This is a genomic window from Nocardioides sp. Z22_16 (genome assembly GCF_058134365.1).
This window is the reverse complement of the sequence record NZ_JBYTTI010000002.1, coordinates 547,883-559,816: the sequence shown is the minus strand read 5'-3', so window position 1 is coordinate 559,816 and position 11,934 is coordinate 547,883. Positions and strand designations below refer to the sequence as shown.

Below are 11,934 nucleotides of genomic sequence, written 5' to 3'. Positions count from 1 at the left end.
GGTCCATGGCTACCACTGCACTCAAGGGCAACACCGTCCACACCGTCGGCGAGCTGCCGGCCGTCGGCAGCTCCGCTCCGGGATGGGACCTGGTCGGCGAGGGACTCTCCCAGCTGACCCAGGCCGACACCCAGGGCACCCGCGTCGTCCTCAACATCTTCCCCAGCGTCGACACCGGGATCTGCGCGGCGAGCGTCAGGAAGTTCAACGAGCTGGCAGGGGGCCTGGAGAACACCACCGTCGTCAACGTGTCGAAGGACCTGCCCTTCGCGCAGGCCCGGTTCTGCGGCGCCGAGGGCATCGACCAGGTGAAGGTCGGCTCGGCGTTCCGCTCCAGCTTCGGCGAGGACTACGGCGTCACGCTCACCGACGGCCCGATGGCCGGCCTGCTGGCCCGCGCCGTGGTGGTCCTCGACGCCGACGGCAAGGTCGCCTACACCCAGCTGGTCAACGAGATCACCACCGAGCCGGACTACGACGCCGCGCTCGCCGCGCTCTCCTGACCCTGCTCGACCTCCACCCGGCTCGCCCAGGCGGCTCCTCCGCCCCTGGGCGAGGCCGGGGAACAACCCGCGGCTCGCACGCGCCGCGACCCGCCGCGCTACCGTGCCGCCATGACGTCTGACGCCCCCACCGCACGCCTGCTCGACCTCGCCCGCGCCTGGGCCGCCGAGGATCCGGACGACGTCACCCGCGCCGAGCTGGAGGCGGTCATCGCCCAGGTGGAGGCCGGCAGCGACGCGGCCGACCTGGCCGACCGCTTCCGCGGCCCCCTGGAGTTCGGGACCGCCGGACTGCGCGGCGCGCTCGGCGCCGGGCCCAACCGGATGAACCGGATCGTGGTGCTGCGCGCGGCCGCCGGACTCGCCGCCTACCTGCGGGACCAGGGCGTCACCGGCGAGGCGTCCGTGGTGATCGGCTACGACGCGCGACACAACAGCGAGGTCTTCGCCCGCGACACCGCCGAGGTGATGACCGGCGCCGGGTTCCGGGCCTTCGTGATGCCCCGCCCCCTCCCGACGCCGCTGCTCGCCTACGCCATCCGCGAGCTCGGCTGCGTGGCGGGCGTCATGGTGACCGCCAGCCACAACCCCCCTCAGGACAACGGCTACAAGGTCTACCTCGGCGACGGCAGCCAGATCGTGCCGCCCGCCGACACCGGGATCGCGGAGCGGATCGCCGCCGTCGGGCCGGTCGCCGACATCCCCCGGGGCGGCCCCGGGACCCTCGTCGGCGAGGAGCTCATCGACCGCTACCTCGACACGACCGCCGGCCTGGTCGCCGACGGCCCCCGCGACCTGGAGATCGTCTACACGCCGCTGCACGGGGTCGGCGGCGCCTCGGTCACCCAGGTGCTGGAGACCGCGGGCTTCTCCACCCTCCACGTGGTGGAGCAGCAGGAGCAGCCGGACCCCGACTTCCCCACCGTGGCCTTCCCCAACCCCGAGGAGCCCGGGGCGATGGACCTCGCCCTGGCGCTGGCTCGCGAGCGCCGCGCCGACCTGGTGGTGGCCAACGACCCCGACGCCGACCGGTGCGCCGCCGCGATCGAGGGACCGCACGGCTGGCGGATGCTGCGGGGCGACGAGGTCGGCGCCCTGCTCGCCCAGCACCTCCTCGACCGCGGCCACCACGGCGTCTACGCCACCTCGATCGTCTCCTCCTCCCTGCTGGCCAAGATGGCGGCGGCGGCCGGGCAGCCGCACGCCGAGACGCTGACCGGCTTCAAGTGGATCGGCCGGCTCGAGGGCCTCGCCTTCGGCTACGAGGAGGCCCTCGGCTACTGCGTCGACCCCGAGCACGTGCGGGACAAGGACGGCGTCTCGGCGCTGCTCCTGCTCTGCGAGGTCGCGGCGACCGCCAAGGCCGAGGGCCGCACCCTCGGCGACCTGCTCGACGACATCGCCGCCAGGCACGGGCTGCACGCCACCGACCAGCTCTCGGTGCGCTTCACCGACACGGCGGGGATCGAGGCGGCGATGACGCGGCTCCGCTCCGCTCCCCCGAGCTCGCTGGGCGGCCTGGCCGTCGAGCGGGTCGAGGACCTCGCCGAGGGCTCCGCCGCGCTGCCGCCCACCGACGGACTGCGCTACACCCTGGCCGAGGGGGCCCGGGTGATCGTGCGTCCGTCGGGGACCGAGCCGAAGGTCAAGTGCTACCTCGAGGTGGTCGTCCCGGTCTCGCCCGAGGACGGCGTGGACGCCGCCCGCATCTCCGCCGCGGGCCGCCTCGACGCCCTCAAGAACGACGTGAGGGCCGCCGCCGGCCTCTGACGCGCGGTTGTCGTCCTGCGCCGTGCCGCGCCTATGCTGTCGGAGTGACAGCCCTTTCTGCCTCGAGTGCAGGCACGGCCGGAGCAGACCTCGCCGCCACCTTCGGCGACGTCACCGCCTCCGACGCCTCCCTGCGCCGCTTCCTCCACGGACTGCCCGGGGTCGACCAGGTCGGCTGCGAGGCCCGTGCCGCGGGTCTCGGCACCCGGTCGATCAAGACCACCGCCAAGGCCCAGGCCCTCGACCTGGCGATCCGGATGGTCGACCTGACCACGCTGGAGGGGATGGACACGCCCGGCAAGGTGCGTGCCCTGGCCTCCAAGGCGATGCGTCCCGACCCGGCCGACCCCTCCTGCCCGGCCGCCGCGGCGGTCTGCGTCTATCCCGACATGGTGGCCACGGCCAAGCAGACCCTGGGCGACTCCGGCGTCCACGTCGCCGCGGTCGCCACCGCCTTCCCCAGCGGTCGCGCGGCCCTCGACGTCAAGCTGGCCGACACCCGCGACGCGGTCGAGGCGGGCGCCGACGAGATCGACATGGTCATCGACCGCGGCGCCTTCCTGACCGGGCGCTACCTCCAGGTCTTCGAGGAGATCGTGGCGGTCCGCGAGGCGTGCGCGCGTCCCGACGGCGGGGCCGCCCACCTGAAGGTGATCTTCGAGACCGGCGAGCTGCAGACCTACGACAACGTGCGCCGGGCCAGCTGGCTGGCCATGATGGCCGGGGGCGACTTCATCAAGACCTCCACCGGCAAGGTGCAGCCCGCCGCGACGCTGCCGGTGACGCTGGTGATGCTCGAGGCCGTCCGCGACTTCCGTGAGCAGACCGGCCGGATGGTCGGGGTCAAGCCCGCCGGCGGCATCCGCACCGCGAAGGACGCCATCAAGTACCTGGTGATGGTCAACGAGGTCTGCGGCCAGGACTGGCTCGACCCCGACTGGTTCCGCTTCGGCGCCTCCACGCTCCTCAACGACCTGCTGATGCAGCGCACCAAGATGACCACCGGCCGGTACTCCGGCCCCGACTACTTCACCCTGGACTGAGGAAGCAGAGCATGGTCAAGGTTCCCGAGTCGAGCCCCGCGGCTCCCCTCTTCGACTACGCCCCCGCCCCGGAGTCCCGGGCGATCGTCGACATCCGTTCCTCCTACGGCCTCTTCGTCGACGGTGACTTCGTCGCCGGGCGGGGGCAGTCGTTCAAGACGGTCAACCCGGCCACCGAGGAGGTGCTCGCCGAGGTCGCCGAGGCAGACGACGCCGACGTGGACCTCGCGGTACGGGCCGCCCGCAAGGCCTACACCAAGGTCTGGTCGCGGATGAGCGGCCGGGAGCGGGCCAAGTACCTCTACCGGATCGCCCGGATCATCCAGGAGCGCGCCCGGGAGATCGCGGTGCTGGAGTCGCTGGACAACGGCAAGCCGATCAAGGAGAGCCGGGACGTCGACGTCCCCACAGCCGCCGCGCACTTCTTCTACTACGCCGGCTGGGCCGACAAGCTCGAGTACGCCGTCCCCGGCGACCGCGACCCCCGCCCGCTCGGCGTGGCCGCGCAGGTGATCCCGTGGAACTTCCCGCTGCTGATGCTGGCCTGGAAGATCGCCCCGGCGCTGGCGGCCGGCAGCACGGTGGTGCTCAAGCCTGCCGAGACCACCCCGCTGACCGCCCTCCTCTTCGCCGAGATCTGCCAGCAGGCCGACCTGCCGGCGGGGGTCGTCAACATCGTCACCGGAGCCGGCGCCACCGGGCAGGCCCTGGTGGCCCACCCGGACGTCGACAAGGTCGCCTTCACCGGGTCCACCGAGGTCGGGCGGCGGATCGCCCGCACCGTGGCCGGCACCGACAAGAAGGTGACCCTCGAGCTCGGCGGCAAGGCCGCCAACATCGTCTTCGAGGACGCGCCCGTCGACCAGGCGATCGAGGGGATCGTGACCGGGATCTTCTTCAACCAGGGTCATGTCTGCTGCGCCGGCTCGCGCCTCCTGGTCCAGGAGAGCGTGGCCGAGGAGGTGCTCGACCGGCTCAAGCGACGGATGGCCACCCTGCGCGTCGGTGACCCGCTCGACAAGAACACCGACGTGGGCGCCATCAACTCCGCCGAGCAGCTGGCCCGCATCCGCGAGCTGGCGGCGGTGGGCGAGGACGAGGTCGGCACCGCGGAGGGCGCGGGCCGCTGGTCCCCGCCGTGCGAGCTCCCCGACCGGGGCTTCTGGTTCCCCCCGACCATCTTCACCGGCGTCTCGCAGGCCCACCGGATCGCTCGGGAGGAGATCTTCGGACCGGTCCTCTCGGTGCTGACCTTCCGCACGCCCACCGAGGCGGTCGAGAAGGCCAACAACACGCCGTTCGGTCTCTCCGCCGGGGTCTGGACCGAGAAGGGGTCCCGCATCCTCTGGATGGCCAACCAGCTCCGGGCGGGCGTCGTCTGGGCCAACACGTTCAACAAGTTCGACCCCACCTCGCCGTTCGGCGGCTACAAGGAGTCGGGCTACGGCCGCGAGGGCGGCCGCCACGGACTGGAGGGATACCTCAAGTGAGCACCACGCCTCCCACCCGCGCAGCGGTGCGCAAGACCTGGAAGCTCTACATCGGCGGCGCGTTCCCGCGCTCGGAGTCGGGCTACTCCTACGTGGTCAACGACGCGAAGGGCGACTTCGTGGCCAACGCGGCGATGGCCTCCCGCAAGGACGCCCGGGACGCCGTGCAGGCGGCCCGCAAGGCGTTCGGCGGCTGGTCCGCCAGGACGGCGTACAACCGCGCGCAGATCCTCTACCGGGTCGCGGAGATCATGGAGGACCGGCGACCGCAGCTGGTCGAGGTCGTCCGCCAGTCCGAGGGCCTGGGCGCGCGCCCGGCGACGCAGGTCGTCGAGGAGGCGGTCGACCGGATGGTCTGGTACGCCGGGTGGGCCGACAAGATCACCCAGGTCGTCGGGTCGGCCAACCCGGTGGCGGGGCCCTACTTCAACCTCTCCTCCCCGGAGCCGACCGGAGTGGTCGCGGTGATCGCGCCGCAGCGCTCCTCGCTGCTCGGCCTGGTCTCGGTGCTCGCACCCGTCGTGGTCACCGGCAACACGGCCGTGGTGCTCGCCTCCGAGGAGCGCCCCCTGCCCGCGGTCACGCTGGCCGAGGTGCTGGCCACCTCCGACGTGCCGGGCGGCGTGGTCAACATCCTGACCGGGCCGACCTCGGCCACCGCCCCGTGGCTGGCCGAGCACATGGACGTCAACGCGATCGACCTGACCGGGGCCGCGGGCGACGCGGACGCCGCGACCGCCTACGAGGCGTCGGCTGCGGAGAACCTCAAGCGCGTGCTCCGCGCACCGGCCGCGGAGCCCGACTGGCAGGCCGACCCGGGGCTGGGGCGGATGACCGCGTTCCTCGAGACCAAGACGGTCTGGCACCCGATCGGTCGCTGAGGCCTGCCCCCCGAGGGGCGCGGACCTCACCGCGACATGAGCGCCTCGGTGAAGACGTCGAGGATGTCGCGGGGGTCGCGTGCCTGGTAGGCCTCACCTCCGGTGACCTCGGAGATCTTCGTCAGGGCGGGCATGTCCGCGTCACCGCTGATGCCGACCGAGATGATGCGCACCGGGCGGTCCGGGTCCCTGAGGCTCTCCAGGCGCGAGAGCACCTGGCTGAGCCGCAGCGAGCCAGGGTCCTCGTTCGCGCCGTCGCTCAGCAGGATCACGGCGTTGAAGAAGTTCTCGTCGTAGGCGCGCACCGCCTTCTGGTACGCCGCCACGACCGTGTCGTAGAGCCCGGTGCCGCCCTGGGTGATGCCCTTCAAGGAGGGGACCCGGACGCGCAGGTAGTCGACGTGGGACTGGCCCTGGGTGGTGTCGTTGAGGCGGCGCATCGGGGCCAGCTCGCGCCAGTCCTGGCCGGGGCCGCCCTGCTCGATGGAGAACGCCCACATGCCGATCCGAGCGTGCCCCGGGAAGACGTCGAGGGCGGTCAGCGCCGCGTCGACCGCGAGGTCCATCCGGGTCTGGCCGTCCCCGGCGGGGAAGTCCATCGACCCGGACGCGTCGAAGACGGCCAGCAGGCTGGAGGGGACGCTGAGCACCCGCCAGGCTCCGAGCGCCTCGTTGAAGAGCTGGCTGGGCACCTCCTTGAAGAGGGTGACCTCCCCGAGGCCGCGGCCCTCGACCGGGGCGCCGCCGGCGGCGCGCAGCCCGGCCGCGGAGAGGGTGGCCTGGCCCGCGGGCGAGCCGAACCACTCGCCCAGCGCGGTGCCGATCCCGTCGACCTTCGCGCCGCCGTCCGTCTTGACCAGCGGGAAGGTGAGCAGCGGAGCCCCGGTCTCGGGCGTGACCACCTGCAGGTCGGGCACGCTCGCGCCGGAGGCGAGGAGATCCTGCTCGGTGACGGGGATCAGCTGGCTGAAGGTGGTGCTGATGCGGTCGAGGGCGACGTCCTCGGCCTCGCCGGAGGTGGCGCGCACGCCGTAGGCCTGTGCCGCGGTGACCACGGCGGCCTCGGTGCGCTCGGCGGCGGCCTTGGTGGCGGAGCGCTCCAGCGAGGGAGCGACGATCGCGAGCGCCGACGCGCTGTCGGTCTCCGGGTTCGAGAGCAGCAGCCGGCCCGACTCCATGGCCTCCACCCAGGAGGCGGGACGCGCGACCGACGGCCCCGCCGCCAACGCCACGGGGGTGCTGGCCAGGGAGTCGCTGATGGTGCTCGCCTCGACCCCGACCGCGGCGAGGCCGGCCACCCGGGCCGGTGAGTCCGCGACCCACAGCTGCGGACGGCCGCCGCTGAAGAGGGAGTCCTCGACGGCCGCCGGGCTCTCGGCCCGCAGCTCCACCGGGAAGCACGCCTCCTGCTGCTTGAGCGCGATGATCGCCTGCTCGACCGGCCCCTCCATGGCGGGGGCCACGCTGAGCACCACCGTCTCCCCCGACTCGCAGTCCTCGGCGGCGGCCCCTTCCGGGCCCTGGGGGCGGAGGAAGAGCCACGCGACGACGGCCAGGACCGCGATCAGCACCACCACGGGCACGGCCGAGGGCACGCCACCGGCCGTCTTCTCCGCGTGGGCATGGCGTCCAGAACCCATCGGTGTGCTCCCTCCACCAGCTTGTGCACAACAGTGTGGGTAGAGGATACGGTTCGTCTACCCCCTAGTAAGGCTGTTCGGGGCAATCCGCGGGCAGGCCCGGCGGAGCCGTCGGGCACAATGGCCGACGTGCGTGCCCGAGTGATCGTCCTCGCCGGCCCCTCGGGAGCCGGCAAGTCCCGTCTCGCCGAGCGCCTGGGACTCCCGGTGCTGAGGCTCGACGACTTCTACCGACCGGGCACCGACCCCGACCTGCCCCGCATCGCCCACGGCGCCAACGCCGGTCTCGTGGACTGGGACGACCCGGCCTCGTGGCACCTGGAGGAGGCCCTGGCCGCGCTCGACGCGCTCTGCCGCCACGGGCGGACCGAGGTGCCGGACTACTCCATCCCCCAGAGCAGGGTGATCGGGCGTCGCGAGCTCGACCTGGGCGAGCACCGGTTCTTCGTGGCCGAGGGGATCTTCGCCGCCGAGGCGGTGCCGCCGTGCGACGCCCGCGGCATGCTGGCCGGCGCCTACTGCGTGCGGCAGCAGCGCTGGCTCACCTTCTGGCGCCGGCTGCTCCGGGACCTCCGCGAGCACCGCAAGCCGCCGGCGGTGCTGCTGCGCCGCGGTCTCGCCCTGCTGCGCGACCAGCGCCGGGTGGTGGACCACGCGGTGGCCCGCGGGTGCCGGCCGGTGACCGGTGACGAGGGGTACGCCGAGATCCGGCGGATCATGGCCGGGGCACCCTCGGCGTCCTGATGGCGGCCTGATGGCGGCGCCGGGAGCCTGGGCGCGAGAGCTGCTGTCGCGGCCGCTGCGGCAGCCCGACGGCCGCTCCTGCGGCGCGACGGTGCTGGTGGTCGCCGAGGTCCTCCGCAACGAGCGCTACGCCCGCCGTCTCATCCTCGGCGGCGACTCCCGGGTGCGCGAGGAGGTGCTGGCGATGCACCGCCGGGTGACCGGCGCGGTGGACGTGGTGGGCCGGGTCCAGCCGCCCTGGAGCCGAGCGGTGGGCACGCCGCCGTGGGCGGTGGCCCGCCAGCTCGGCGGGCGGAGCGGCGTCCGGCACCGGGTCCGGCCGGTGTGGCCCTGGCGACGCGCCCGCCGGTGGGAGGAGCTCCGCGCGGCGCTGGCGCAGGGCTGGCCGGTGGCCCTCTACGTGGGTGGCCGCGCGCTGCCGCGGCACGTGGTCCTGGCCCTGGAGGCCGACGCGCCCGGTGAGCTGCTGACCGCCTTCGACCCCGCCCCCGGACGCCGGGTGAGGATCCGTCGCGAGGCGTTCCTGGCCGGGCGGATCGCCACCACCTGGCCGGTGCCGTGGTTCACGGTGCTGCCGGACCTGCCTCCCGCGCCAGCGCCGCGTAGCCCGGCTTCACCACCCGCTCGATGATCTCCAGCCGCTGGTCGAAGGGGAGGAACGCCGACTTCATCGCGTTGAGGGTGAACCACTGCAGGTCGTCGAAGCCGTAGCCGAACGCCTCCACCAGCCGGACCATCTCCTCGGTCATCGTGGTGCCGCTCATCAGCCGGTTGTCGGTGTTGACGGTGACCCGGAACCGCAGGCGGGTGAGCAGCCCGATCGGGTGCTCGGCGATGGAGGTGGCCGCGCCGGTCTGCACGTTGGAGGTGGGGCACATCTCCAGCGGGATCCGGCTGTCGCGCACGTAGGCGGCGAGCCGGCCCAGCCGCGCGGTGCCGTCCTCGGCGACCTCGATGTCGTCGACGATGCGGACGCCGTGGCCGAGCCGGTCCGCGCCGCACCACTGGATCGCCTGCCAGATCGAGGGCAGCCCGAAGGCCTCGCCGGCGTGGATGGTGAAGTGGCTGTTCTCCCGCTGCAGGTACTCGAAGGCGTCCAGGTGCCGGGTGGGCGGGTAGCCGGCCTCGGCGCCGGCGATGTCGAAGCCCGCCACGCCGCGGTCGCGCCAGGCCACCGCCAGCTCGGCGATCTCCCGCGACCGCGCCTGGTGCCGCATCGCGGTGAGGAGCTGGCGCACCACGATCCGCCCGCCGGCGGCCGCGCTCGCCTCGTCGAAGCCCTGCTGCACCGCCGCCACGACCTCGTCGAGCGACAGCCCGCCCTCCACGTGCTGCTCCGGGGCGTAGCGCACCTCGGCGTAGACGACGCCGTCGGCCACCAGGTCCTCCACGAACTCGGCGGCGACCCGGCGCAGCGCCGCGGCGGTCTGCATCACCGCGACCGTGTGGTCGAAGGTCTCCAGGTAGCGCTCCAGGCTGCCGGAGGCGGCCGACTCCGTGAACCACCGGCCGAGCGTCTCCGCGTCGGACGCCGGAAGGGGGTGGCCGATCCCCTCGGCCAGCTCCAGGATGGTGGCTGGGCGCAGCCCACCGTCGAGGTGGTCGTGGAGCACAACCTTGGGGGCACGGCGGACCTGGTCGCGGTTCGGAGTCATCACGTCCTTATCCTTTCATCCATGCGCACCTTCACCACGCTCGAGGAGATCACGGCCGCCACCGGGGAGCAGCTCGGCACCAGCGAGTGGCTGACCGTCGACCAGGCCCGGGTCGACCAGTTCGCCGAGGCGACCGGCGACCACCAGTGGATCCACGTGGACGTCGACCGTGCGGCCGAGGGGCCCTTCGGCGGCACCATCGCCCACGGCTACCTCACCCTCTCGCTCATCCCCATGCTCGGCACCGACATCTTCGCCCTGGACACCCCGGGGGCGAAGCTCAACTACGGCGTCAACAAGGTGCGGTTCCCGGCGCCGTTGCGGGTCGGGAAGCGGATCCGCCTGCACATCACGATGGGCGACTGCCTCGAGCTGCCGGCAGGGCTCCAGATGACCCTGAAGCACACGATCGAGATCGAGGACGAGCCGAAGCCGGCCTGCGTCGCCGAGACCGTGGTCCTGCTCCTGCCGTAGCCGGCTCAGCCGATCCGGTCGATGACCAGGTCGCCGGGGACGTACGACGTGGTGTCGACGAGGTCGTAGCCGCCCTCCAGGGAGGCGAGCGCCCGGTCGAAGCGCGCGGAGTCGTCGGTGAGCAGGGTGAAGAGCGGGTCGCCGGCGGCCACGCGGTCGCCGGGCCGGGCGTGCCACACCACGCCGGCACCCGCCTGCACCGGGTCCTCCTTGCGGGCCCGGCCGGCCCCGAGCCGCCAGGCGGCCATGCCGACGGCCATGGCGTCGAGCCGGGTCAGCACGCCGGTGGCCGGGGCGGTCACCACGTGGGACTCCCGCGCGGTGGGCAGGGCGGCGTCGGGGTCGCCGTCCTGGGCGCGCACCATCGCGCGCCACACGTCCATGGCGGACCCGTCGGCGAGCTTGTCGGCGGGGTCGACGTCGGTCACCCCTGCCCCGGCCAGCATCTCGCGGGCCAGCGCCACGGTCAGCTCCACCACGTCGGCGGGCCCTCCACCGGCCAGCACCTCGACGGACTCGGCGACCTCGATCGCGTTGCCCGCGGTCAGGCCGAGCGGCGTGGACATGTCGGTGAGGAGGGCCACCGTGTGGACCCCGGCGTCCTGGCCGAGCGCCACCATGGTGTGGGCCAGCTCGCGCGCCCGGTCGAGGTCCTTCATGAAGGCGCCCGTGCCGACCTTCACGTCGAGCACCAGCGCGCCGGTGCCCTCGGCGATCTTCTTGCTCATGATCGAGGAGGCGATCAGCGGGATCGCCTCGACGGTCCCCGTGACGTCGCGCAGGGCGTAGAGCTTCTTGTCGGCCGGCGCCAGGCCGTCGCCCGCGGCACAGATGACCGCGCCCACCGACTCCAGCTGGGCCATGATCTCCGCGTTGGACAACGAGGCACGCCAACCCGGGATCGACTCCAGCTTGTCGAGGGTGCCACCGGTGTGGCCCAGCCCCCGGCCCGACAGCTGGGGCACCGCCACGCCGCAGGAGGCCACCAGCGGCGCCAGCGGGAGGGTGATCTTGTCCCCCACTCCCCCGGTGGAGTGCTTGTCCGCGGTGGGGCGTGAGAGCCCGGAGAAGTCCATCCGCTCGCCCGAAGCGATCATCGCCCGGGTCCAGCGGGCGATCTCGCGTCGCTCCATGCCGTTGAGGTAGATGGCCATCGCGAGGGCGGCCATCTGCTCGTCGGCAACGTCACCGCGGGTGTAGGCCCCGATGACCCAGTCGATCTGGCTGTCGCTGAGCTCCTGGCGCTCCCGCTTGGCGGTGATCACCTCGACAGCGTCGTGCTCGGCCTCCGAGTGGGCCACGTCTCACACATCCTTCAGGTCGTCGGGCCCGAACGCGTCGGGCAGTACCTGGTCCATCCGGCGGATGCCGGAGACCGTCCACAGCAGCAGGTCGCGCCCACCGTGCTCGAAGAGCAGCTGGCGGCAGCGCCCGCACGGCATGATCACCGCGCCGGTCCCGTCCACGCAGACGAAGTGGGTCAGCACCCCGCCCCCGGTGGCGTGCAGCTGGGAGACCAGCCCGCACTCGGCGCAGAGCGTCACGCCGTAGGCGGCGTTCTCGACGTTGCAGCCCACCAGCACCCGCACGCTCCCGTCGGGGCCCTCGGCGCGCGCGGCCGCACCCACCCGGTACCTGCTGTAGGGCGCGTAGGCACGGTGGGCGACCTCCGCCGCCGCCCGCGCCAGCTCCTCCCAGTCGTCCTGGGTCCACTCCCGCGACTCGAGCGCCACG

General features: G+C 73.2%; 12 protein-coding genes. 8 read left to right on the top strand and 4 right to left on the bottom strand.

The window, feature by feature from the left end; genetic code table 11:
* Nucleotides 1-5: 5 nt before the first annotated feature.
* From tpx to AC3X7R_RS06915, 5 genes are all read left to right on the top strand, one after another.
* Nucleotides 6-503, top strand: a complete 498-nt coding sequence (tpx, locus tag AC3X7R_RS06935; protein ID WP_489964841.1) for a thiol peroxidase — start codon at nt 6-8, stop codon at nt 501-503.
* Nucleotides 504-614: 111 nt separating this feature from the next.
* Nucleotides 615-2,273 (top strand): phospho-sugar mutase, encoded by a 1,659-nt coding sequence (locus AC3X7R_RS06930; protein WP_489964840.1) that lies wholly within the window; start codon nt 615-617, stop codon nt 2,271-2,273.
* 44 nt (nt 2,274-2,317) lie between these two features.
* Entirely contained in the window at nt 2,318-3,316 is a 999-nt protein-coding gene (gene deoC, locus AC3X7R_RS06925) for a deoxyribose-phosphate aldolase (protein ID WP_489964839.1), read from the top strand.
* An 11-nt stretch (nt 3,317-3,327) separates the two neighbouring features.
* The gene (locus tag AC3X7R_RS06920) at nt 3,328-4,806 is read left to right on the top strand and encodes an aldehyde dehydrogenase family protein (RefSeq protein ID WP_489964838.1); all 1,479 of its coding nucleotides are present in this window, start codon (nt 3,328-3,330) and stop codon (nt 4,804-4,806) included.
* Nucleotides 4,803-5,687, top strand: a complete 885-nt coding sequence (locus AC3X7R_RS06915; RefSeq protein ID WP_489964837.1) for an aldehyde dehydrogenase family protein — start codon at nt 4,803-4,805, stop codon at nt 5,685-5,687. Before AC3X7R_RS06920 ends, AC3X7R_RS06915 begins: the two co-directional genes overlap by 4 nt.
* A gap of 26 nt (nt 5,688-5,713) precedes the next feature.
* On the opposite strand, the gene AC3X7R_RS06910 is transcribed toward AC3X7R_RS06915, so the two are convergent.
* A complete protein-coding gene (locus AC3X7R_RS06910) occupies nt 5,714-7,327 on the bottom strand; it encodes a VWA domain-containing protein (protein ID WP_489964836.1) in 1,614 nt (537 codons plus the stop codon).
* Between the two features lie 129 nt (nt 7,328-7,456).
* Between AC3X7R_RS06910 and AC3X7R_RS06905 the strand changes: the two genes are divergently transcribed.
* Both AC3X7R_RS06905 and AC3X7R_RS06900 read left to right on the top strand, forming a co-directional pair.
* On the top strand, nt 7,457-8,071 hold the full coding sequence (locus AC3X7R_RS06905) for an ATP-binding protein (RefSeq protein ID WP_489964835.1): 615 nt from the start codon (nt 7,457-7,459) through the stop codon (nt 8,069-8,071).
* A 10-nt stretch (nt 8,072-8,081) separates the two neighbouring features.
* A complete protein-coding gene (locus AC3X7R_RS06900; protein ID WP_489964834.1) occupies nt 8,082-8,702 on the top strand; it encodes a hypothetical protein in 621 nt (206 codons plus the stop codon).
* On the opposite strand, the gene AC3X7R_RS06895 is transcribed toward AC3X7R_RS06900, so the two are convergent.
* Nucleotides 8,635-9,726 (bottom strand): adenosine deaminase, encoded by a 1,092-nt coding sequence (locus AC3X7R_RS06895; protein ID WP_489964833.1) that lies wholly within the window; start codon nt 9,724-9,726, stop codon nt 8,635-8,637. The genes AC3X7R_RS06900 and AC3X7R_RS06895 overlap by 68 nt on opposite strands.
* A gap of 21 nt (nt 9,727-9,747) precedes the next feature.
* On the opposite strand from AC3X7R_RS06895, the gene AC3X7R_RS06890 reads away from it, so the two are divergent.
* Nucleotides 9,748-10,200 (top strand): MaoC family dehydratase, encoded by a 453-nt coding sequence (locus AC3X7R_RS06890; RefSeq protein WP_489964832.1) that lies wholly within the window; start codon nt 9,748-9,750, stop codon nt 10,198-10,200.
* A gap of 5 nt (nt 10,201-10,205) precedes the next feature.
* Here AC3X7R_RS06890 and AC3X7R_RS06885 read toward each other — a convergent pair whose 3' ends face one another.
* Both AC3X7R_RS06885 and AC3X7R_RS06880 read right to left on the bottom strand, forming a co-directional pair.
* On the bottom strand, nt 10,206-11,501 hold the full coding sequence (locus AC3X7R_RS06885) for a thymidine phosphorylase (protein WP_489964831.1): 1,296 nt from the start codon (nt 11,499-11,501) through the stop codon (nt 10,206-10,208).
* A 3-nt stretch (nt 11,502-11,504) separates the two neighbouring features.
* On the bottom strand, nt 11,505-11,933 hold the full coding sequence (locus tag AC3X7R_RS06880; protein WP_489964830.1) for a cytidine deaminase: 429 nt from the start codon (nt 11,931-11,933) through the stop codon (nt 11,505-11,507).
* Between the last annotated feature and the right edge of the window lies 1 nt (nt 11,934).

Coding starts and splice junctions, on each gene's coding strand:
- tpx (WP_489964841.1), top strand. CDS start 6: ATGGCTACCACTGCACTCAAGGGCAACACCGTCCACACCGTCGGCGAG.
- AC3X7R_RS06930 (WP_489964840.1), top strand. CDS start 615: ATGACGTCTGACGCCCCCACCGCACGCCTGCTCGACCTCGCCCGCGCC.
- AC3X7R_RS06920 (WP_489964838.1), top strand. CDS start 3,328: ATGGTCAAGGTTCCCGAGTCGAGCCCCGCGGCTCCCCTCTTCGACTAC.
- AC3X7R_RS06910 (WP_489964836.1), bottom strand. CDS start 7,327: ATGGGTTCTGGACGCCATGCCCACGCGGAGAAGACGGCCGGTGGCGTG.
- AC3X7R_RS06900 (WP_489964834.1), top strand. CDS start 8,082: ATGGCGGCGCCGGGAGCCTGGGCGCGAGAGCTGCTGTCGCGGCCGCTG.
- AC3X7R_RS06895 (WP_489964833.1), bottom strand. CDS start 9,726: ATGACTCCGAACCGCGACCAGGTCCGCCGTGCCCCCAAGGTTGTGCTC.
- AC3X7R_RS06890 (WP_489964832.1), top strand. CDS start 9,748: ATGCGCACCTTCACCACGCTCGAGGAGATCACGGCCGCCACCGGGGAG.